General features: G+C 61.2%; 25 protein-coding genes. 7 read left to right on the top strand and 18 right to left on the bottom strand.

Annotated features, from left to right (window positions below):
- The first annotated feature begins 101 nt into the window (after positions 1-101).
- Together D4A92_RS12405 and D4A92_RS12400 are read left to right on the top strand one after the other, a co-directional pair.
- Complete coding sequence (locus tag D4A92_RS12405) at positions 102-974, top strand: protein-disulfide reductase DsbD domain-containing protein (RefSeq protein ID WP_246753935.1); 873 nt, start codon at positions 102-104, stop codon at positions 972-974.
- A 71-nt stretch (positions 975-1,045) separates the two neighbouring features.
- The gene (locus tag D4A92_RS12400; protein ID WP_203013536.1) at positions 1,046-1,537 is read left to right on the top strand and encodes a peroxiredoxin; all 492 of its coding nucleotides are present in this window, start codon (positions 1,046-1,048) and stop codon (positions 1,535-1,537) included.
- Between the two features lie 67 nt (positions 1,538-1,604).
- On the opposite strand, the gene D4A92_RS12395 is transcribed toward D4A92_RS12400, so the two are convergent.
- From D4A92_RS12395 to D4A92_RS12385, 3 genes are all read right to left on the bottom strand, one after another.
- Complete coding sequence (locus D4A92_RS12395) at positions 1,605-1,913, bottom strand: Dabb family protein (RefSeq protein ID WP_203013533.1); 309 nt, start codon at positions 1,911-1,913, stop codon at positions 1,605-1,607.
- A 94-nt stretch (positions 1,914-2,007) separates the two neighbouring features.
- Positions 2,008-2,478, bottom strand: coding sequence for a ribonuclease HI (rnhA, locus tag D4A92_RS12390; RefSeq protein ID WP_203013531.1), 471 nt, complete (start codon positions 2,476-2,478; stop codon positions 2,008-2,010).
- Positions 2,475-3,440: a homoserine kinase gene (locus D4A92_RS12385; protein WP_203013529.1), complete on the bottom strand. Its 966-nt coding sequence runs from the start codon at positions 3,438-3,440 to the stop codon at positions 2,475-2,477. Before D4A92_RS12385 ends, rnhA begins: the two co-directional genes overlap by 4 nt.
- Before the next feature lie 236 nt (positions 3,441-3,676).
- Between D4A92_RS12385 and D4A92_RS12380 the strand changes: the two genes are divergently transcribed.
- Positions 3,677-5,380 (top strand): putative bifunctional diguanylate cyclase/phosphodiesterase, encoded by a 1,704-nt coding sequence (locus D4A92_RS12380; RefSeq protein ID WP_246753934.1) that lies wholly within the window; start codon positions 3,677-3,679, stop codon positions 5,378-5,380.
- 20 nt (positions 5,381-5,400) lie between these two features.
- Here D4A92_RS12380 and D4A92_RS12375 read toward each other — a convergent pair whose 3' ends face one another.
- From D4A92_RS12375 to coxB, 11 genes are all read right to left on the bottom strand, one after another.
- Positions 5,401-5,799 carry a DUF5333 family protein gene (locus D4A92_RS12375; protein ID WP_246754108.1) on the bottom strand — a complete coding sequence of 133 codons (399 nt, stop codon included), beginning with the start codon at positions 5,797-5,799 and terminating at the stop codon, positions 5,401-5,403.
- A gap of 44 nt (positions 5,800-5,843) precedes the next feature.
- A complete protein-coding gene (gene ispH / locus D4A92_RS12370) occupies positions 5,844-6,842 on the bottom strand; it encodes a 4-hydroxy-3-methylbut-2-enyl diphosphate reductase (protein ID WP_425958356.1) in 999 nt (332 codons plus the stop codon).
- Between the two features lie 10 nt (positions 6,843-6,852).
- The gene (locus D4A92_RS12365) at positions 6,853-7,218 is read right to left on the bottom strand and encodes a DUF1304 domain-containing protein (RefSeq protein ID WP_203013523.1); all 366 of its coding nucleotides are present in this window, start codon (positions 7,216-7,218) and stop codon (positions 6,853-6,855) included.
- Between the two features lie 72 nt (positions 7,219-7,290).
- Entirely contained in the window at positions 7,291-8,034 is a 744-nt protein-coding gene (locus D4A92_RS12360; protein ID WP_203013521.1) for an SURF1 family protein, read from the bottom strand.
- A gap of 7 nt (positions 8,035-8,041) precedes the next feature.
- Complete coding sequence (locus D4A92_RS12355) at positions 8,042-8,425, bottom strand: DUF983 domain-containing protein (protein WP_203013519.1); 384 nt, start codon at positions 8,423-8,425, stop codon at positions 8,042-8,044.
- 141 nt (positions 8,426-8,566) lie between these two features.
- A complete protein-coding gene (locus tag D4A92_RS12350; RefSeq protein ID WP_203013516.1) occupies positions 8,567-9,442 on the bottom strand; it encodes a cytochrome c oxidase subunit 3 in 876 nt (291 codons plus the stop codon).
- A 55-nt stretch (positions 9,443-9,497) separates the two neighbouring features.
- Positions 9,498-10,106: a cytochrome c oxidase assembly protein gene (locus D4A92_RS12345; protein WP_203013513.1), complete on the bottom strand. Its 609-nt coding sequence runs from the start codon at positions 10,104-10,106 to the stop codon at positions 9,498-9,500.
- A 14-nt stretch (positions 10,107-10,120) separates the two neighbouring features.
- Complete coding sequence (locus D4A92_RS25235) at positions 10,121-10,255, bottom strand: hypothetical protein (protein ID WP_281435250.1); 135 nt, start codon at positions 10,253-10,255, stop codon at positions 10,121-10,123.
- Positions 10,255-11,211, bottom strand: a complete 957-nt coding sequence (locus D4A92_RS12340) for a heme o synthase (RefSeq protein WP_203013510.1) — start codon at positions 11,209-11,211, stop codon at positions 10,255-10,257. Before D4A92_RS12340 ends, D4A92_RS25235 begins: the two co-directional genes overlap by 1 nt.
- 90 nt (positions 11,212-11,301) lie before the next feature.
- A complete protein-coding gene (ctaD, locus tag D4A92_RS12335; protein ID WP_203013507.1) occupies positions 11,302-12,960 on the bottom strand; it encodes a cytochrome c oxidase subunit I in 1,659 nt (552 codons plus the stop codon).
- Positions 12,961-12,974: 14 nt separating this feature from the next.
- Positions 12,975-13,859, bottom strand: a complete 885-nt coding sequence (gene coxB / locus D4A92_RS12330; protein WP_203013504.1) for a cytochrome c oxidase subunit II — start codon at positions 13,857-13,859, stop codon at positions 12,975-12,977.
- A 376-nt stretch (positions 13,860-14,235) separates the two neighbouring features.
- On the opposite strand from coxB, the gene D4A92_RS12325 reads away from it, so the two are divergent.
- From D4A92_RS12325 to D4A92_RS12315, 3 genes are all read left to right on the top strand, one after another.
- Complete coding sequence (locus D4A92_RS12325; protein WP_371418469.1) at positions 14,236-14,715, top strand: invasion associated locus B family protein; 480 nt, start codon at positions 14,236-14,238, stop codon at positions 14,713-14,715.
- A 110-nt stretch (positions 14,716-14,825) separates the two neighbouring features.
- Positions 14,826-16,241 (top strand): metalloprotease TldD, encoded by a 1,416-nt coding sequence (gene tldD, locus D4A92_RS12320; RefSeq protein WP_203013502.1) that lies wholly within the window; start codon positions 14,826-14,828, stop codon positions 16,239-16,241.
- Positions 16,242-16,277: 36 nt separating this feature from the next.
- Positions 16,278-16,949, top strand: coding sequence for an HAD family hydrolase (locus D4A92_RS12315; protein ID WP_246753933.1), 672 nt, complete (start codon positions 16,278-16,280; stop codon positions 16,947-16,949).
- Position 16,950: 1 nt separating this feature from the next.
- Here D4A92_RS12315 and D4A92_RS12310 read toward each other — a convergent pair whose 3' ends face one another.
- The 4 genes from D4A92_RS12310 to soxR all read right to left on the bottom strand — a co-directional run bounded on the left by D4A92_RS12310 (position 16,951) and on the right by soxR (position 19,696).
- Positions 16,951-17,364 (bottom strand): type II toxin-antitoxin system HicB family antitoxin, encoded by a 414-nt coding sequence (locus D4A92_RS12310; RefSeq protein WP_203013500.1) that lies wholly within the window; start codon positions 17,362-17,364, stop codon positions 16,951-16,953.
- A 24-nt stretch (positions 17,365-17,388) separates the two neighbouring features.
- Complete coding sequence (locus D4A92_RS12305) at positions 17,389-17,553, bottom strand: type II toxin-antitoxin system HicA family toxin (RefSeq protein ID WP_432445035.1); 165 nt, start codon at positions 17,551-17,553, stop codon at positions 17,389-17,391.
- A 168-nt stretch (positions 17,554-17,721) separates the two neighbouring features.
- Positions 17,722-19,038, bottom strand: a complete 1,317-nt coding sequence (locus tag D4A92_RS12300; RefSeq protein WP_203013496.1) for a D-alanyl-D-alanine carboxypeptidase — start codon at positions 19,036-19,038, stop codon at positions 17,722-17,724.
- Positions 19,039-19,252: 214 nt separating this feature from the next.
- Positions 19,253-19,696, bottom strand: a complete 444-nt coding sequence (gene soxR, locus D4A92_RS12295; RefSeq protein ID WP_203013494.1) for a redox-sensitive transcriptional activator SoxR — start codon at positions 19,694-19,696, stop codon at positions 19,253-19,255.
- 79 nt (positions 19,697-19,775) lie between these two features.
- On the opposite strand from soxR, the gene D4A92_RS12290 reads away from it, so the two are divergent.
- Positions 19,776-21,269: an MFS transporter gene (locus tag D4A92_RS12290; protein ID WP_203013492.1), complete on the top strand. Its 1,494-nt coding sequence runs from the start codon at positions 19,776-19,778 to the stop codon at positions 21,267-21,269.
- Positions 21,270-21,335 lie beyond the last annotated feature (66 nt).

Below are 21,335 nucleotides of genomic sequence, written 5' to 3'. Positions count from 1 at the left end.
CATTCAAGATGGGCCAGAAGCGGGTTCCGATCAACCCAAAATGATGACCATGAAGCAAGCGTGACTGGCCAAGCCGACGACGATCTTCTAGAGCCGGAGACATGACCCCCAGAATGAACTTCGCGATGTCTTGTTCCAATCTCTCAGTCATTTCCCGCGGCAGCCGCGCATGGATGGTTGCGGCAGCCATCGGCCTGGTCTCGCTCTTCCCCGCCATGCCGTCACTTGCGGCGAGCAGCGACTGGGCCCTGAACGAAGGCGGGCGGATGCGCCTGATCCTGCTTCCCAAGGAGGCCGACGGGACGAGACATGGTGCGCTCGTAATCGAGCCCAAACAGGGCTGGATCACCTATTGGAAAGAGCCGGGCGATGTCGGCATTCCGCCCGCAATCACGCCGGCGCCGGGCGCCGCCTACACCGTCGAACGTGTCGGCTTTCCCGTGCCCAAGGTCCTGACCAATGGCGACATGACCGATGTCGGCTATGACCATCCTGTGACCTTGCCGATCACCCTCAAGAACGCGCCCGATGACACCGCCGTGACGCTGAGTGCCTTTGTCGGGGTCTGCCAGAACATCTGCATTCCCTTCCAGGCCGATCTCAGCGTGCCGCCGGACGAAGACGGGATCGCCAATTCTGTCGAAACAGCGCTTGTTCGCTCCGCCCAGGCCCAGGTGCCGCCCGGCCCCTCGCCCGAGTTTCACGTCGTCGACCACCAACTCGGCGCAGATCAAAGGGAGCTCGTCGTCCGGCTCAAGATGCCTGCTGACGCGGTCAGTCCGAAGGCTTTTGTGAGCGGGCCAAGCGGCCATGTCTTCACCCATTCCGTTGCCTCCCGAGGCGCCGATGGCGAGACGGTTCTGACATTGCCGATCGGCAAGTTGCCGAAGAAATACAAGATCGCCGGCAAGCAGTGGGGAATTCTCGTGGTCAGCGGCGACAGGACCATGGAAACCACGCTTGCCTTTGATTGACCCATTCCTATATTCGCCTCGATTGCCATTCGGAGGGGTTCTGGATGGAGCAACCAAGCGAGGACGATTTCATGACCATTGCCATTGGCGACAAGCTGCCCCAGGCCACCTTCAAGGAAAAGACCGCCGATGGTCCGGTGGAGATCACCACGGAACAGCTGTTCGCGGGCAAGAAGGTCGTCGTCTTCGCCGTTCCGGGCGCGTTTACTCCCACCTGCACGCTGAATCACCTGCCGGGTTACCTGGAAAACCGTGATGCGCTGATGGCGCGGGGCGTCGACGACATCGCCGTCGTCTCTGTCAACGACTGGCATGTCATGGGCGCCTGGGCGCAGCATTCGGGTGGCCAGGGCAAGATCCATTTCCTCGCCGACTGGGACGCCTCCTTCACCAAGGCACTCGGCCTCGACATCGACCTGTCGGGCGGCGGGCTAGGGGTACGCTCGAAGCGCTATTCGATGCTGGTCGAAGACGGCGTGCTGAAGAGCCTCAACATCGAGGAGAACCCGGGCCAGGCGACGGTTTCCTCGGCTGCAACGATGATCGAGCAGCTCAGCGCCTGAGCCCGCAAGAGAGATTTTAGAACTGAAGAGGCTCGGGAAACCGGGCCTCTCCTCGTTTTGGGAAGGGTCAGTACGCCAGATCGAAGACGAGGATGCCGGCCAGCCCGCCATCGGTCGCGCCGACGATGCGTTCGCCGACTTCAACATGCTTCGGATGTTTCAGGTAATAGTCTCGGACCATCTCGTCCTCGAAGGTGACGATGAAGCCATCGTTATAGCCGCCTGCCAGCCCTTCCGGCGAGACATTTGCCCCGGCCTTCACCTCCAGCATGCCTGGTACCACGTCCTTCAGATCGGAAATGGCCGCATAGATCGCCTGCTTTTCGGCCTCCTGAACAGCGGCCTTGAAGCGCAAGAACACGCAGTGCTGGATCATGGATGTCTCCCGTGATGGTGTTTTGACCGGAGCATAGGGGCAACGGGCGAAAGGGCAAGGGGATGAGGACGCGCCTTGCCCTTTCCCACTCAGCTCACTTCACCATCAGGGACTTGGGAAAGCCGCCCGATTTCTTGAAGGGCTCCATGCCCTTGCGCGCCAATTCGTCGGCGCGTTCATTTTCCGGATGACCGGCATGGCCCTTGACCCAGTGCCACTTGACCTTGTGGCGCTGATTGGCGACGTCGAGCGCCTGCCAGAGTTCGCCATTCTTCACCGGCTTCTTGTCGGCCGTCTTCCAGCCGTTCTTCTTCCAGCCGAAGATCCACTTGGAGATGCCGTCCATGACATATTTGCTGTCGGTGTAGAGGTCGACTTCACAGGCGTCTTTCAGCGCATTCAGTGCGGTGATCGTGGCGAGCAGTTCCATCCGGTTGTTGGTGGTATCCGCCTCGCCGCCGGAAAGCTCCTTTTCTACCTCGCCGTAGCGCAGCACCGCGCCCCAGCCTCCGGGGCCGGGATTTCCCGAGCAGGCGCCGTCTGTGTAGATCTCGACATGTTTCATGCAATCAGTCCGTATTCGGAGGCGTTGGTGACCGCGCGGTGGAAGCGCAGCTTCTTCAGATATTCGAGCGGATCCTTCTTCACCACCAAGGCGCCTGCCGGCGTCGTCAGCCAGTCATAGAGGCGGGTCAGGAAGAAGCGGAGAGCAGAACCGCGGCAGAGGATCGGCAGAGCCTCGATTTCGGCGGCCGAGAGCGGACGGACCGACTGGTAGCCCTCGATCATCGCCTTGCCCTTGGTGATGTTGTAGGCGCCGTCCTTTTCGAAGCACCAGGAATTCAGGCAGATCGAGAGGTCATAGACCAGAAGGTCATTGCAGGCGAAATAGAAGTCGATCAGGCCTGACAGGGTATCACCGAGGAAGAAGACATTGTCCGGGAAGAGATCGGCATGGATGACGCCGGCCGGCAGGTCCTTCGGCCAATGGATGGAGAGGAAATCCAGCTCAGCGCCGATCTCGGCCTCCAACCCCTCCTCCACCTCGTCGGCGCGTGCCTCGGACTTCGCCCAGAGCACCTGCCAGCCTTCGAGCGACAGGGCATTTGGTCGCGTGAGTTCGAAGCCTTCGCCGGCGATGTGCATCTTGGCAAGAGCAGCCCCCACCTCGCGGCAATGCTGCGCCTCGGGCTTTCTCAGCCACATGCCTTCGAGGAAGGAGATAAGAGCGGCCGGGCGGCCCGAGAGTTCTCCGAGCAGCTCGCCGTCCTTGCGTGGCAAGGGCAGCGGACAATTGAGGCCGCGCTCGGAGAGATGATGCATCAGGCCGAGGAAGAAAGGCAGGTCCGACTTTTCGACCCGCTTCTCGTAGAGCGTCAGGATCAGCGGAAACTTCGAGGTGTGCAGCAGGAAGTTGGAGTTCTCCACGCCTTCGGCGATGCCCTTGTAGGAGAGCAGCTCGCCTGCCTCATACTGCGCCAGGAAGGCCTTCAAGTCGATTTCGTTGATATCGGTATAGACTGCCACAGCGTTGGTTCCGTGCCGCTTCGGGGATGACAGCAGTCCTATAACGGGCGCGGCGGGCATGCCAGCCCTGCTGCGACACGGGGCACAGGAAATGGTGCTTGCAGGCCGGGGGTCGCGCTGCGCACTCCCGTCTCCTTGCTCTCCGCAAGCTCGGATTGAAGCCCGATCTCGAATTTTACCTTTCCCTAATCTCAGCCCCCTACTTTGGTCGGTATTCATGAAACCGGGGCGCAACCATGAATCTACCGGACTCGCCGCGACTGGCTGACGAATTTGCCAAGGCCATGCATCTCGCGCTCATCGTCGCAGATCGGTCCGGGACCATTCGTTTTGCCAATCCGGCCTTCTGCGACATGTTCGGCTATCTGCCGGAGAATATCATTGGCCAACCTCTTACGCGGATCATTCCCGAACGCATGCGGGGCGCGCATACGGCGGGCATGTCCAATGTTGCAGGGGGCTCGAAGCCCGGCCTTGCCGGACGAGCCGTCGAAGTGTGCGCGATCAAAAGCGACGGCAGCGAGTTTCCGATTGAAATCACGCTCGCCACCTGGAGTGAACAGGGTCAATTCTGGGCCGGCGGCACCATTCGCGACATCTCCGAACGGCGCGAGCGGGATGCGCGGTTGATGCGCCTTGCCTCGCACGACACTTTGACCGGGCTGCACAACCGGCACGAATTCATGAGCGTTCTGGCTGAAAAGCTATCCTTGGGTGCTGCCTGCACGCTCCTGATGATGGATCTCGACGGCTTCAAGGACGTCAACGATACGCATGGCCATCTTGTCGGTGACAGCCTGTTGCAAGCAGTCGGTGTGCGGCTACCCTATCTGCTTGGAGAGAACGCGGTGATCGGACGCCTCGGCGGCGACGAGTTTGCGGTGCTCCTCCCTGACAGTGGTGATCCGCTCTTTGCACAAAGCGAGGCAGCGCGGATCCTCGAAGCATTCCGCAAGCCTTTCAGCCTCGGAGGTCTGGAGCTCGAACTGGGGGCGAGCATCGGGATTGCGCTTTCGCCCTCGCATGGCGGCGAAGCGGAAGAACTGCTGGCCTCGGCTGATTTCGCCCTCTACCGCGCCAAGGCGGCCGGTGGCCGAGCCTATCGCTTCTTCGAGACATCCATGCGCAACGAAAGCCAGGCCAAACGCGACATGCGCGACCGGCTGCGTCGCGCGCTGCAGAATGATGAATTCGAGATGTTCTACCAGCCGCAGGTCGACCTTGCGACACGCAGCGTTGTGGGCTTCGAAGCGCTGATCCGCTGGAACCATCCCGAGCTCGGCCTGCTTTTGCCGGGCGCCTTTCTGCCGTCTCTGGAGCAGAGCTCGCTTGCCTGCGATATCGGCTGGTGGACCATTGAAGAGGCGTGCCGGATGGCTGCGCTCGTTAATCGACCGGACGGCCGATACCGGATCGCCGTCAATCTCTTTCCGCAACAGTTCCGGTCGCCGCATCTGTGCGACCGCGTCGGAGAGGCGCTGGAACGCCATCATGTGGCGCCCGAGTGGCTCGAACTGGAGATCACCGAACAGGTGGCGCTGAACGATGCGGATGCAAGCGTCCAGGCCCTGAAGGCAATCCGCGACCTCGGCGTGGGTGTCGCCTTCGACGATTTCGGGACCGGCTTTGCGTCCTTGAGTTCGCTGCAACGCTATCCGCTGACCACCCTCAAAATCGATCGCGGCTTCATCCGCGATATTCGCACGCGACCTTCGGATGCCGCGATCACCAAGGCGCTGGTTGCGATGAGCCGGGAGATGGGATTGCGCACGGTGGCCGAGGGGATAGAGGTTGTCGCGCAAGAGAGGGTCTTGCGCGAGATCGGTTGCCAGGAAGGCCAAGGTTATCTCTATGGCCGCCCGATGCGCCTTATGGATGCGCTGGCATGCGTCGACCGGACTGGAGGGATCGCAACGAAGATCCCGTCGACGGGGCGCTAACGCGAAAAACCTCGGTCGTCCTATTTGCTCCGGAGCTGCAGCAGTCGGCCGGTTCTGGTCTTGGCCGCAATCTGCTTCTTGCCGAAGGCGCAATAGGCGCTCTGATCGGCGCGGTACAGGCCGTTCTGTTTCTCGAACCGATCGAAAGCGTCCGCCAACCGACCCTTGTCGATGCTGTCGGCGGATAGCCGCCCCTGTGAGCCGGCCAGTTGCGGGCGCGACCTGAGTTCAGCCATCAGGCCATCGAAGTTCATGGCGAGCTCCGGGCATTTGCGCTGCAGGAGGCGCGCCTTGCCGACCTCGAGCGTGTAGTCAAAGAAAGCTTCTTCGATGGCTGGACTGGCTGCAGGTTTCGGCGCTTCGGACGAAGTGGAACAAGCGGTGAGAGACAGAAGGCAAACGAGGCCAGACGAAACCATCTTTTTCAAAATCGATATCCTCAAATTTCAGGCTGCTGAGGCGGTCATCCATTGACCCAAGCCATATCCTCTCGGGTCAGTTCAACATCGCGCAATTCGCGGTTGACCAGGAAGTGTTCGTTCTCTTCCGCCGTGATCGCCAGTTCGACCTTGGCATCGAAGCGTTCGCGGAAGGCGTCGATGATTTCGTCAACGATGACTTCCGGGGCAGACGCACCGGCGGAAATGCCGAGCGTTCCGATCTCGCCGATCTCGGACCAGTCGATCTCGGAGGCCCGCTGAACCAGCATCGAGCGGGTGGCCCCTGCCCGCAAGGCGACTTCGACGAGGCGCTTGGAATTCGACGAATTGGGAGCACCGACGACGATGAAGAGGTCGCAGCCGGGAGCGGCCGCCTTCACCGCTTCCTGGCGGTTGGTGGTGGCGTAGCAGATACTGTCGGCCGAGGGGGCAGTCAGGTTCGGGAAGCGTTGCATCAGGCGGGCGATGACGCCGGCGGTGTCGTCCACGGAAAGCGTCGTCTGGGTGACGTAGCCGAGATTGTCAGGGTCCGCCGGCTGGTAGGCATCGGCATCTTCGACCGTCTCGACCAGGGAAACGGTGCCTTCCGGAAGCTGGCCCATGGTGCCGATGACTTCGGGATGGCCGGCATGGCCGATCAGGATCACGTGGCGGCCAAGGCGCTGGTGACGCATGGCCTGCTTGTGGACCTTGGAAACCAGCGGACAGGTGGCATCGAGATAGAAGAGATTGCGGCTTGCCGCGTCTTCCGGGACGGATTTCGGCACGCCATGGGCGGAAAAGACCACGGGTTGCTGGCGGTGCTCGGCTGGGATCTCGTCGAGTTCCTCGACAAAGATCGCCCCCTTGGCCTCAAGCCCTTCCACGACATAACGGTTGTGGACGATTTCGTGGCGGACATAGACCGGCGCGCCATAACGTTTGAGGGCGAGCACGACGATCTGGATCGCGCGGTCGACACCGGCGCAAAAGCCGCGCGGGCCGCAGAGCCTGATCGTCAGAGGGGGGCGGTTCATGTGCATGTTCATCGGGTCAGCCGGCAATCAGGACAGCAATAATGGCGATGGCTGCGGGAAGCGCCTGGATGACGAAGATCTTCCGCGAGGCCGTTGCACCCCCATATAGGCCGGCGACCAGTACGCAGCCAAGGAAAAACAACTGAATTTGAAAACCAAGGGCGACATCGGGATGGAGCAGGCCCCAGATCAGGCCGGCCGCGAGGAAGCCGTTATAGAGGCCCTGATTGGCGGCCATGACCTTGGTCGCTTCGGCTTGTTCGGGTTTCATGCCGAAGGCACGGCGGCCGGTGGGCGTGGTCCAGAGAAACATCTCGAGGATCAGAATATAGATGTGTTCAAGCGCAACCAGCGCGACCAGTGTCGAAGCGAGATAGGACATGCATGTACCCCTTGGCGGCGATCGATCGGGACCGCTCGGCCTTGCGTGTTTAGCCGAAAAGCTCTCTTCGGACTATCGGGTTTTGCGCCTGAACAGACCTGCGACCGCGACGGCCACGAGGGCGACGGCCAGGCCGTACCAGGTGATGACATATTGCATGTGGTTGTTGGGCAGGTCGATCTGCGTCACGCCACCCCTCGGCAGACCGCCGGCTATCGGGGTCGAATCGGCATCGAGGAAGAAGGGCAGAACGCGATCGGCCGGCAGATCCACGGAAGCGGCCATGCGGCCCAGATCCTTCCAGTAGAAGATGTTCGCCTGCTCGTCGTTATCAGGCACAAGCGAAGACGGCTTTTCCGTGAGTTCCGCGCGGGCAAGACCGGTGACCGTCTGCACGCCCTCTATCTGTCCCTCGGTGCGGCTGGCGGGATCCTTGCGGTCGTAGGGAACGAAGCCTCGGTTGACCAGGAGATAGCGCCCGTCGGCGAGTTCGAGTGGAGTGTAGAGGTAGAAACCCGACTGACCGCCGAAGGTCGCCAGGAAGTGACGTTCCTTGTCATGCAGGTAGCGACCGCTGACGGTGGCGTGGCGATAGTCGATCGCCCCGCCCTCGGCCATCAGGCGCTCCAAACCCGCGATATCCACGGGAGCTGCATTGCTGCGCTCCTGGATGTCGGCGAGCAGGCTTTCTTTCCAGTGCAGTCGATTGACCTGCCACGTGCCGAGCGAAAGCAGGATGACGAGCGCCACCGGCACCAGAACCAGTGCGGCCCAGAACCGCCAGGTGCGGCGGCCCTCGCGATCTGCCTCGTTCATCCGCGTCTCAGCCACGATCGATCACCCCTTGCGAGGCGTTGTGCTTGTATTGCAGGGCGATCAGCAGCGCCTTCAGGAAGCGCATGAGCCAAAGCGTCAGCGCCACGCCAAGCGGGGCAAAAACGAGGATGTGCAACCACATTGAGGGTTGATAGGTCAGCTCCACCCAGACCGCGAAGCCAACGACGAGCAGGTCGGCGAGCAGGATGACGAAGATAGCAGGACCATCACCGGCGTCGATCCAAGAAAGATCGAGACCGCAGGAATTGCAGCGGGCCTTCGGCTTGGTGAGCCCGTCGAAGAGCTTGCCATTGCCGCAGCGGGGGCACGACGCGGTCAGGGCCGCCTTGACCGGATCCACCGGCGGGAATTTTGCACTGTCTTCGGTCACACAACCTCTCCTTGATGCTGCTACGTGTCCCCGGCCAACCCTTAGAGCATGCAGTGGTTCCCGACGAGTGCCGGATCGTCGCACGGGCCGAAAACACGAAGGGCGGCTTTCGCCGCCCTTCTGGAACTGTCGTCACCCGGATCAATGGGCAAGCGGTGCACCCCAGTCGCCCCAGATGTAGATGGCGAAGAAGAGGAACAGCCAGACCACGTCGACGAAGTGCCAGTACCAGGCGGCGGCTTCGAAGCCGAAATGCTGCTGCGGGGTAAAGTGGCCAGCAAGCGCACGGAACAGGCAGACGATCAGGAAGATCGTGCCGACCAGAACGTGGAAGCCGTGGAAGCCGGTCGCCATGAAGAAGGTCGCACCATAGATCGAGTTCTTGAAGTCGAACGGCGAGACTGCGTATTCATAGGCCTGCACGAAGGAAAACAGGACGCCGAGCAGCACGGTCAAGAGCAGTCCGTAGACGAGGCCCTTGCGGTCGTTGTGCAGCATGGCATGGTGGGCCCAGGTCACGCAGGTGCCCGAGAGCAGCAAGATCACGGTGTTGTAGAGCGGCAGGTGCCAGGGATCGACGACCTCGATGCCGACAGGCGGCCACTGGCCACCGGTGAACTCGACGCGGCTCGTCTGGATCACTTCGTTCGCGAAGAGGCTGGCATCGAAGAAAGCCCAGAACCAGGCAACGAAGAACATCACTTCAGAAGCGATGAACATGATCATGCCGTAACGCAGATGCAGCGACACGACGCGGGTGTGATGACCTTCGTGAGCTTCCTTGATGGTATCTGCCCACCAGGCGAACATGGTGAAAAGCACGATCGCAAGGCCGATATAGAAGAGCCACGGGTTGGCCCAATCCACGCCGAACAGGTTCAGCGAACCGCCGTTGAGGTAGCGCATGTAGCCGACGCCACCGAAGGTGAGGACGAAGGCGCCGATCGAGGCCAGAAGCGGCCAGGGGCTCGGATCAATGATGTGGTAGTCGTGGTTCTTCTGGTGCGCTTCGGCCATTTCAGCAATCCCCGAATGTCAATTTCATTACGAGTTCCGGCGAACCGGAGCCCTCTCACAGTTTCGGCTGTTCCTTGTCCTCACCAACCGACAGTGCGGCCACCGGCTCCTGATCATTGCGCGGGTAGAAGGTGTAGGACAGCGTAATCGTTCCGATGCCCTTTGTCTCATCCGCCTCGACGATGGCGGGGTCGACAAAGAAGACGACCGGCATTTCCAGTGTTTCGCCCGGCTGCAACGTGGTCTTGGTGAAGCAGAAGCACTGGACCTTGTTGAAGTAGGCGCCGGCTTCGCCGGGCGTGACGTTGAAGACCGCCTCACCCGTAACCGGATGGGACGAATTGTTTGTCGCTGTATAGGTGATCTGAACGGTCTCGCCGATCTTCGGCGTGACCTTCTTGTCGACCGCCTTGAAATCCCAGTTCAGACCGGAAGACGCATTGGCGTCAAAGGTGACGTTGATCGTGCGGTCGAGCACGACATCGGATAGCTGCTCAACGCGCTGCGTCGTGCCGCCGTAGCCGGTCACCTGACAGAAGAGCTGATAGAGCGGAACGGCCGCATAGGCCATGCCCACCATTGCGCCGACGAACACCACGCAAGCGGTCGCGACGCTGGCATTGCGACGCTCCGTAGCCTTTTTGTCATCGTAGGATACAGTCACGGTGTGAAGCCTCGTTAACCCACGTTGCCGATCTTGATGATGGTCACGACGTAGAAGATGACCACCAAAGCTGCGAGAACCACGCCGAGCGCAATGTTGCGACCGCGGCGGGACTTCTTCTGCTTGTCGTTCAGCTCGATAGTTTCCATCAGGCAGCACCTCCAAGGATTGCCGCAAAGGGAGCGACGTAGAGGTCGATCATCAGGGCCGAGAAGATCGCGAAGAGATAGAAGATCGAATAGGCGAACAGCTTTTTGGCCGGCACCATTTTCTCGTCGCCGTCGGCCATGCGCCAGACGGCGATGGAACAGTGAACAAAGACGGCGCCGAGAATGGCTGCGACAATGCCATAACCGATGGAAGACAGACCGGTGAAGGTCGGCAGCACGCCGGTCACGGCCGTCAGGACGGCATAAGCGGCGATCTGACGCTTGGTCGATGCGATGCCAGCCACGTTGGGCATCATCGGCACGCCGACATCGCCGTAGTCCTTCATCTTGAACAGCGCGAGCGCCCAGAAATGCGCCGGCGTCCAGAGGAAGATGATCATGAACAGGATGAAGCTGTCGAGCGAGACGCCACCCGTCACGCAGGCCCAGCCTACCATGGGCGGAAAGGCGCCGGCCGCACCGCCGATGACGATGTTCTGCGGGGTCGAGCGCTTCAGCCACATCGTATAGACGACGGCATAGAAGAAAATGGTGAAGGCGAGCAGGAAGGCGGCAAACCAGTTCACGGCAAGGCCGAGCACGCCGACCGAAAAGACCGATAGAACGAGGCCGAAAGCGAGCGCCTCTTCGGGCGTCACGCGACCTGATGGCACCGGACGGGTTGCCGTGCGGCTCATGATGGCGTCGATGTCGGCATCGTACCACATGTTCAGCGCGCCGGATGCGCCGGCGCCGACGGCGATGCAGAGGATCGCGATGAAACCAATGACCGGATTGATGGAGCCGGGGGCGAGCACGAGGCCGGCCAGTGCAGTGAAGACGACGAGCGACATGACCCGCGGCTTCAGGAGCGCGAAGAAATCGCGCGGGCCGGCTTCGGACAGGCGTACCTCCCCTTCGATGCCGAATACGTCGCGATTGTCGATGACCGTCATGCTTTCGAATTCCGTCTTTCGTTTGGCTTTGCGGGCGCCGCGATCCTGATGATCGCGACGCCCGATATCGTTTCGCAGGTTAGGCGCTGCTTACTTGATCTTCGGCAGCTGTTCCCACTGGTGGTACGGCGGCGGCGAAGACAGCTGCCATTCCAGCGTGGTCGCACCTTCACCCCAGGGGTTGTCGCCAGCGACGCGCTTCTTGGCGAAGGCTTCGAAGACGCCGTAGAGGAAGACGAGAACCGCAAAGGCCGAGATGTAGGAGCCGATGGATGAGACATAGTTCCAGCCGGCATAGGCATCCGGATAGTCGATGTAACGGCGCGGCATGCCGGCAAGGCCAAGGAAGTGCTGCGGGAAGAACACCAGGTTCACGCCGATGAACATGACCCAGAAGTGGAGGTGTCCAACAAACTCGTTGTACATGTAGCCGGTGATCTTCGGGAACCAGTAGTACCAGCCGGCGAAGATCGCGAAGACGGCACCGAGCGACAGAACGTAGTGGAAGTGGGCCACGACGTAATAGGTGTCATGCAGCGAGCGGTCGAGGCCGGCATTGGCGAGCTGGACGCCCGTGACACCACCGACGGTGAACAGGAAGATGAAGCCAATCGCCCAGACCATAGGGGTCTTGAAGGTCAGCGAACCTCCCCACATCGTTGCAATCCAAGAGAAGATCTTGATGCCGGTCGGCACCGCGATGACCATGGTTGCGAAGAGGAAGTAGCGCTGCGCCTGAAGCGACAGACCGACCGTGTACATGTGGTGCGCCCACACGACGAAGCCGACGGCACCGATGCCGACCATGGCGTAGGCCATGCCGAGGTAACCGAAGACCGGCTTCTTCGAGAAGGTCGAGATGATGTGGCTGACAATGCCGAAACCGGGCAGGATCAGGATGTAGACCTCCGGGTGACCGAAGAACCAGAACAGGTGCTGGTAGAGAACCGGGTCACCACCGCCTTCAGGCGAGAAGAAGGTCGTGCCGAAGTTGCGGTCGGTGAGCAGCATGGTGATGCCGCCTGCGAGAACGGGCAAGGACAGCAGCAGCAGGAAGGCTGTGACCAGAACGGCCCAGGCAAACAGCGGCATCTTGTGCAGCGTCATGCCCGGAGCGCGCATGTTCAGGATCGTGGTGATGAAATTGATAGCACCGAGGATCGACGACGCACCGGAGACGTGGAGCGCGAAGATCGCAAGGTCAACGGCCGGACCGGGCTGGCCGGAGGTCGCAAGCGGCGGATAGAGCGTCCAGCCACCACCGACACCATAACCGCCGGCCGGGCCTTCGACGAACATCGACAGCACGAGCAGCAGGAAGGCCGGCACGATCAGCCAGAAGGAGATGTTGTTCAGGCGCGGGAAGGCCATGTCCGGAGCACCGATCATGATCGGGATCATCCAGTTGGCGAAGCCACCGATCAGCGCTGGCATGACCATGAAGAAGATCATGATCAGGGCGTGCGCCGTGGTGAAGACGTTGTACATGTGCTTGCCGCCGTCGATGGCAGCATCACCCTCGAAGCCGTAGACCATGGAAGCCAGACCGTGGAAGATCTGGATGCCAGGCTCCTGCAGCTCCATGCGCATGGCAACCGACATGGCGGCACCGATGATACCCGCGACGATCGCGAAGATCAGGTAGAGGGTACCGATGTCCTTGTGGTTGGTCGACAGAAACCAGCGAGCGAAGAAGCCCGGCTTATGGTCGTGATGTGCGTGTTCGTCGTGGGCAACAGAGCCAGCCATTGACCTCACTCCTCTCAGTTCGTGGTGTTTTCGGCAGTCTGGACGGCGGGAGCGCCGTCGACAGCAGCCATGAGAGCGCGGTTGGCGCCCGACAGATCCGAGGTCGCAGCCTCAAGCCAGGTCGCGTACTGCTCGTCGGTGACGACGCGGATGGCGATTGGCATGTAGGCGTGGTCCTTGCCACACAGCTCCGAACACTGGCCGTAGTACAGACCTTCACGGTCGGCGCGGAACCAGGTTTCGTTCAGGCGGCCCGGGATGGCGTCGATCTTGATGCCGAAGGCGGGCATTGCAAAGGCGTGGATAACGTCGGTCGGAGCAGCCGTGACCAGCAGACGGACCGTCTTGCCGACGGGAACGACGACTTCGTTGTCAACAGCCAGAAGGCGCGGATAACGGGCGACATCTTCCTTGCCGGTGGCCGCGCGGTCGGTTTCCTTCAGCATGTAGCTATCGAAGGAGACGGCCTGCTCGCCCTCGTATTCGTAGGACCAGAGCCACTGGGTGGCGGTCGCCTTGATGGTGATGTCGGGGTTTTCCGGCATCTTCAGCTGGTAGGTCAGCAGGTTGAAGGACGGGATCGCGATCGCGAAGAGAATGAGAACCGGCGCAACCGTCCAGACGATCTCAATCGCCGTGTTGTGGCTCGTCTTCGATGGCACGGGATTGGCGGCGGCGCGGAACTTCACGACCACGATGATCAGGAGAATCAGAACAAAGATGGTGATCGGAACGATGAACCACAGTGTGTACTGCTCGAACCAGCTGTTGAACTCCATGATGGAGGTGGCTGGTTCCTGCATACCCATCTGCCAGGGCTTCGGCTGATCGGCGAAGCCTACAGAAGCGAAAAGCAGACAGGCCAAGGCGGCCAAGGCTGCATAGGTTCTCTTCATCACGGTTTGGTCTCCCACAAGCGCTTGATCCACATCAAACCATAGCGCAAAAATCATGCTAGTGTCGCCGTTTCAAATCACAGATTGGCCGCAATCGCAATACGCCCGCGCGAAAGGCGGTGCGGCATTTTTGCGCTTCATCAAATAGATGCGCCTTGCATTCACACGCTTTCTCCAGATCGCGTCGAAAAGGGCTCATGATTGCGCTCGCATCGCAAACCGGCAGTCCCAATTATGCCGCACTCGACCTTAAAACAGGGGTCGGGGCTTCCATTTACGGACCCTCGCGACAAGAATGTCGTCAATGATTCGTTTTCCAGAGGTTTTCATGGGTCTGCCTAGACTTGCCTGGTCGAGCCTGACCGCGAGCGCCGTGTTGATGGCCGCACTCGCCACACCGGCGCTGAGCCAGCAACCGCAACAACAGCCGGGCTCGATCCGTTCCAACCATGGTGCCTGGTCTGTCATCTGCGACAAGCCGGCCGGCGCCTCGGAAGAGCAATGTGCGCTGATGCAGAACGTGATTGCGGAAGACAGGCCGGAAGTCGGTCTCTCTGTTGTCGTTCTGAAGACCGCCGATCGCAAGGCCCGCATCCTGCGCATCCTCGCACCGCTTGGCGTTCTCCTGAAGGACGGCATGGAGCTCTTCGTCGACGGCAACAATATTGGCCGCGCCTATTTCACCCGCTGCTTCTCGGAAGGCTGCTATGTCGAAGTCGAGATCGACGAAGAGCTGATGAAGATCCTGCGTGCCGGCAAGGCTGCCGTCTTTGCACTGCGCGAATCGGCAGATCAGGACCGCGTCGGCATTCCGATCGAGCTTGCCGGTTTCGGCGAAGGCTATGACACGCTGCCGTAAGGCGCAGTCGCCGGATCGTGATGACATTCTCTAGAGGGGCAAGTCCGGCGGGCTTGCCCCTCTTTCGTTGCGCGCCTACATGCTGGATGCCAGCGCCCAAGGAGACATGCATGACCCAGGACCTTCTCTCCCTCTTCGATTGCGACGAAGCCACGCTGACGCGGCGCGTTGCGGATGCTCTGAAGGGCGCTGACGACGGCGAGCTGTTCGTCGAACATGCCCAGGCGGAATCGCTAACCTTCGACAATGGTCGCCTGAAGGGTGGCTCGTTTAACACGGACCAGGGATTCGGACTTCGCGCCGTGGCCGACGAAGCGGTCGGCTATGCCCATTCCGGGGAATTGTCGCTTGCCGCCCTCTCCCGTGCTGCCGACGCCGTCGGTGCGGTAACGCATGGTTATTCCGGCTCCTATGCGACGGCACCGCAGCGGACCAATGCGAAACTTTATGGCGACGGCAATCCGATCGGCTCCCCGACCTTCGAGGAGAAGGTGAAGCTGCTCTCGGAGATCGATGCCTATCTGCGTGACAAGGACCCCAAGGTGCGGCAGGTGACGGCAACCATCGGCGCAAGCTGGCAGGTGGTCGAGATCCTGCGCGCCGACGGCCACCGCGTGCGCGACATCCGGCCGATGACCCGCATCAGCATTTCCGTTGTCACCGGCCAGGGCGACCGCCAGGAAAGCGGCTCCTTCGGCGTGGGCGGACGCATGGGTTTCAAGGAGTTTCTGACCGAGGAGAGCTGGAGACGCGGTGCCGACGACGCATTGCGTCAGGCGCTGATCAATCTTGAAGCCCAGGAGGCCCCAGCCGGCACCATGGACATCGTGCTTGGCAATGGGTGGCCGGGTGTCATGCTCCACGAAGCGGTTGGCCACGGGCTGGAAGGTGACTTCAACCGCAAGAAAACCTCTGCCTTTGCCGGCCTGATGGGCGAGATGGTGGCTGCCCCCGGCGTGACCGTCGTCGACGACGGCACAATCAACGACCGGCGCGGCTCGATCACCGTCGATGACGAGGGCACGCCGTCCGCCTACAATGTGCTGATCGAGAACGGCAAACTCGTCGGCTACATGCAGGACCGGCAGAATGCCCGCCTGATGGGCATGAAGGCGACCGGCAACGGCCGCCGTCAGGGCTATGCGCACCAGCCCATGCCGCGCATGACCAATACCTATATGCTGTCGGGCGACAAGACGCCGGAAGAGATCATCGCCTCGGTGACGAGGGGCATCTATGCCGTGTCCTTCGGCGGCGGCCAGGTCGACATCACCTCGGGCAAATTCGTCTTCGGCTGCACCGAGGCCTATCTGATCGAAAACGGCAAGATCGGTGCACCGGTCAAAGGCGCCATGCTGATTGGCAACGGTCCCGATGCGATGAAGCGCATCTCGATGATCGGCAACGACACCAAGCTCGACACCGGCATCGGCAATTGCGGCAAGGCCGGTCAATGGGTGCCCGTCGGCGTTGGTCAGCCGCATCTGCGGATGGACCAGATCACGGTGGGCGGGACCAAGGCTTGAGGGACGTCACCGCTACCCCACCGAAAAGATAAGCTCTTGACGCTCCCTCGCCCGCCCAAGGCCGTGGTCTTCGACATGGACGGCTTGCTGCTCGATACCGAGATCCACTACCGCGCCTCGGTGATTTCGGCGGCGCGCGAATGGGGCCTGCCGATAGACGAGCGCGTCTATGAGGGCATGTTGGGCCAGCCCTGGGCTGGCATCGCGGCGCTCTTCAAGCGGAGCTGGGGCACGGAGTTCGACGCGGATGGCTTCCGTGTTCTTTGGCTCGAGCATTTCCACGCACTTCTGGAGAAAGATCTCAGGCTGAAGACAGGCGTGGTCGAAATGCTCGACCTGCTGGATACGCTTGGCCTGCCGCGTGCCATCGCCACCTCCTCAGCGCATCATCAAGTGGAGCATCACCTCGCCGGTTTCGACCTGCATCGACGCTTCGATGCCGTGGTGGCGCAAGGCGATTATGCGAGAGGAAAACCGGCGCCCGACCCCTATCTCGTCGCGGCCGAACGGCTGGGCGTGGCGCCACGGGATTGCCTGGCACTTGAGGACAGCCACAACGGCATCCGCTCTGCCCATGCAGCCGGGATGATGGCAGTGATGGTGCCGGACCTGCTGGCGCCAACTGAGGAGATCGAGGCACTTTGCGCATTTGTGGCGCAGGATCTGACCGAGTGCATGGGGTTCTTTGCGGTGGTGGAGGTGGGGTAGCTCACTCGGTCTTCAGGAGGTCACGAATTCGCTGGCGTGCGGCATCAGCCAGAAATCCGGAGCGCGACTGATTGGCATGCTCGGCGGCGCGGTCAATTGCCTCGATGAGCGTCTCGTCCATTGAGATGTTGATCCGCACGGATTTCCGGGGCAATTCGTAGCGCGCCAGAAACAGCACGCCGTCGGCCAGCCCCTCTTTGGCCTCAGGATCCGAGAGCAGCTCCTTGAGGCTTCTCCTGACCGGCAGCATTTCGCCGTCTTCCAGCATACCGGCGACGTGAAAGGTCAAGACCTCGTCAGCCTTACGGATAGCCTCTTCCTCGCTATCGGCGCCCGTAATGCAGCCAGGAAAATCGGGAAAGGAAATGCCGAAGGCGCCGTTTTCTTCATGCATCACAGCATGTGCGAAAGGCATCGCCACTCTCCCTCGTGCCGGGCGCTACCACTCCCAGCCAGCCTGCTTGAAGATGGATCGCAAGGTGCCGGTCGGGATTTCCCGGACGCCCATGTCCAGAGTAACTTTACCTGGCTTTTCCGTGTGGGCGTACTGAACATGATCACCCGGCCCTTTTCGCTTGATGGACCAGCCATCGGTGCAGAGCATACGGTCCACCTCTCTCGGTGTCAGCGGCGCATGTTTTGAACCCATGTCGCACCTTGTGTATATATACACAAATCGACGCAGCTATCAAGTATCGCTGCCTGCTCGGGTACGTTAGCGCAAGCCGGAGGTTGTGAAAGCTCCAGCATTCTAGGGTTTACGAGCGGACAGTCACCCACGCGCCGGCATCAGGACGCAGTCGTAGCGCTGGCGGACCAGCTTGTCGCAGGCCGCACGGGCCGCTTCCTTGGTCTCGAATCCGGTGAAACGGGCGCGGTAGAAGGTGACGCCGTTGCGGATGACCATTTCGGTATAGGTGTCGAGGCCCTGAAGCGGACCGCCGACCTTCTGGCGGGCCTGGGACAGTAAGTCCATGGCGGCCTGGGCGGATGTCGCAGCGGCAATCTGGACCTGCCATCTGCTTTCGAACGACAACGAGGGCGTGCTGGCGGTCTGCTGCGGGTCGACGGCGGCAAAGCGACTTGCCGGCGTCGCGACGATCTCTGCGGTTGCGGTCCCAGACGACGGCGCATAAGCCGAGGCGGTACCCGGCGTTGCGACTTCAGAAGCGCCGGCGAGCCCCTGTACTGCAGCCAGCGCAGACTGCCGTGAACCCGGAACCGGCACCGCGTCGCCAAGGCGGGCAAGATCCATCTGCGCGCCGGTCGAGCGGGAGACGAGAAGTTGGCGGCCGGTCGATGCCTTCTTGATGTTGGCGTCGATCAGACGCTCCATGATCTTGTCGCGGCCCGCCGCCGTGCGTCCGCCCAAGACGACGCCGATGACGCGGCGGCCATCATGCTCGACGGCGCTGACCAAATTGAAGCCTGAGGCATTGGTATAGCCGGTCTTGATGCCGTCCATGCCCTTGTAGCGATACATCAGGTTGTTATGACCATTGATGGTCTTGCCGCGAAACTTGAAGCTCTTGGTGGCAAAGAGCTCATATTCCTTCGGGAAGTCGCGCATCAGGGCGACACCGAGGGTCGACATGTCGCGGGCGGTGGTGAACTGCTGCGCATGCGGCAGGCCGGAGGCATTGAAGAAAGTGGTGTTCATCATGCCGAGCGAGCGGGCCTTGCGCGTCATCAGGGCCGCAAAGCCCTCTTCGCTGCCGCCGATCTTCTCGCCGATCGCGGCCGAAGCGTCATTGGCCGAGCGAACGATCATGGCCAGAACAGCTTCGCGGACGGTGATGCTGTCGCCTGCCTTGACGAAGAGCTTTGTCGGCGGGCGGGAGGCGGCATGTTTCGAAAAGGGAACGGGGCTATCCCAGCTGAGCTTGCCGGCCTTGATCGCGTCGAAAACCATGTAGACGGACATCATCTTGGTCAGCGATGCTGGGTGATTGAGCACATCCGCGTTTTCGGAGGCGAGAACTTCGCCGGTGCGGGCATCGAGGAGAAGCTGGGCACTTCCTGCCTGGGCTGTCGCCGAGAGGGTAAGGATCGCCACGCAAAACGAGAACGCGATCAGCAACTTGCTCATGAAAACTCCAATGCCGCCCGGATTTCATTGATGACTGCGACTGGTCCGATTCGATCGATCCGCCGTCTTGGGCTTGAGCCCCTATGGCAAGAATGGGGCGACAATCAGCCGATCGGAATCAAATGCAACCGTCATTCCCCATAACGTCGCTCAATCATGGTGAATGGAGAGTTAATCCACAGGGCGAAAGCTCGCAGCAGCGCTCACGAAACCGTCAGCGGGCAAGTGTTACCGCGCCTGTGCCCTCCTCTGCCAATCTGTCCGCTGGATTGACGAGCTGACAGCGCTGAAGAGACAGGCAGCCGCAGCCGATGCAGCCGTCGAGATCATGGCGAAGACGCTGGAGGATACGGATACGCGCATCGAGCTTTTCGGCCCAGATGCTGGCAATCTGTCGCCAGTCTTCCGGTGTCGGCGTGCGTTTCTGCGGAAGGCCTGCCAAGGCGTCGGCAACGTCCGAGAGTGGCAATCCCACCTCTTGCGCGGCCCGAATGAGCGCAAGGCGCCGCAAGACATCACGACCGTAGCGGCGCTGGTTTCCACCTGTTCTGTCGGCGACGATCAGACCCTTGCGTTCGTAGAAATGGATGGCAGAAACGGCGATCCCTGTGCGGCGGGCGACGTCTCCGACGGTCAGATGCATTTTCTTCTCGGACATGGCTTTACCTCAACCTTGGTTGAGGTTGTAGCATCCGGGCAAATCGCATCCAATTCCAGTTCATGCAGAGAGTATTCCCATGACAGACCGTGTGACCGGCAGCCCGGAAAGCCCTTCCCTGCCGGCGTTTGCTGACAGCCCTGATGACGTCGCGCGCCCTTCCGGCGAGACCCGCGGCTGGCTCGATCTGGTGTCACGCGATCACCTCACCACCACGCTGATGCTCAGCATGGGCGTCGCCCTCTTCGCCTTCAACGGCTTCTTTGTCTCGACCGTGCTGCCAAGCGCGATCGCCGAGATCGGCGGCGGTCAATTCATAGCCTGGTCGGTTTCCCTCTACCTCATCGGCTCGATTGTGGCCGGCGCGACCGCTGCGCGGCTGAAGCAGAGGTTCGGGGCTCGCCGCGTGCTGGTGGTCGCCACACTGGTCTTTCTCACGGGAACAGTGACTGCCGCCATGGCGTCCTCCATGGAGCAGGTCCTGCTGGGACGGATTGGACAGGGTCTCGGAGAGGGCGTCGTCGCGGCGATCTGCTATGCCCTCATCCCCGCTCTCTATCCCTCCCGCCTGGTTCCCAAGGTCTTCGGAGTCGAGGCGCTTGTCTGGACCCTGGCTTCCTTCGGTGGCCCGTTTGCCGCAGGCTGGCTGGCAGAGAGCTTTTCCTGGCGCATGGCATTCCTGATCAACCTGCCGTTTGGCCTCGTCTTCCTTCTGCTGGCACTCTTGACGGCGCGAGCACGCGAAGAGGTTGCCGATGCGCATGGGCTCCCGCTTTCGCCACTGTTGCTTCTGTCGATCGGCCTGCTGATGATCCTGTCCTCGGGCGTCATGGCGGAGGCCTGGCTGTCGGCTGTGCTTGTCGTCTCGGGTCTGATCCTGTTGGCCTTCAGCGTCCAGCGCGATCGAGCCTCGCCGGTCAGCCTCATGTCTCACAATGCCTTCCGTCTGTCCTCTACGGTCGGCACCGGTCTCTGGCTGGTGCTGCTGATGCCCGTGGCCCAGGCAACGAGCAGCGTCTACTTCGTCTTCGGCCTGCAACACGGCTTCGGCTTTGGGCCGCTGGCGGCGGGCGGGCTCGGCGCCATCATGGCCATGAGTTGGAGCCTGGTTGCGGTCCTGGTCGCCCATGTGGGCACCGCAAAAGCAAGGCGACGGGCCATCGAAGCAGGCCCTATCCTGCAATGCGCCGGCATGATGCTGGTGGCACTCGGATTTTACCAGGGATCACTCACCCTGCTCGTCGTCGGCCAGATCATCGTCGGCGCAGCCTTCGGCTCGAGCTGGGCCTTCCTGAGCCAGATGTTGATGGAAGCGAGTGCGGTTACGGAGCGGGACAAGACCTCAGGCCTGATCCCGACGCTGCAATCGGCCGGCTTTGCGATTGGCGCTGCGCTTGCGGGCCTGACCGGCAACAGTTTCGGATTGGGCAACCTCTCCATCCATGAGGGGGCGAATGGCGCCTTTTCCACGACCTTCCTGATCCCTGTGCTCTGGACAATCCCCGCCATCCTCCTGGCGCGGCGTGCAACCAGATTGGCAGCAGAACTGCCGAAGTATTCTCAACAACATTGAGAGATACCGTTGAACCTCGCTTAAGGACTCTGGGGCTAGCCTTGGCGGCATTGTGACAAAGTTGTT

This window comes from Rhizobium rosettiformans (assembly GCF_016806065.1).
Lineage (GTDB): Bacteria > Pseudomonadota > Alphaproteobacteria > Rhizobiales > Rhizobiaceae > Allorhizobium.
This window is presented reverse-complemented; position numbering and strand designations above follow the sequence as displayed.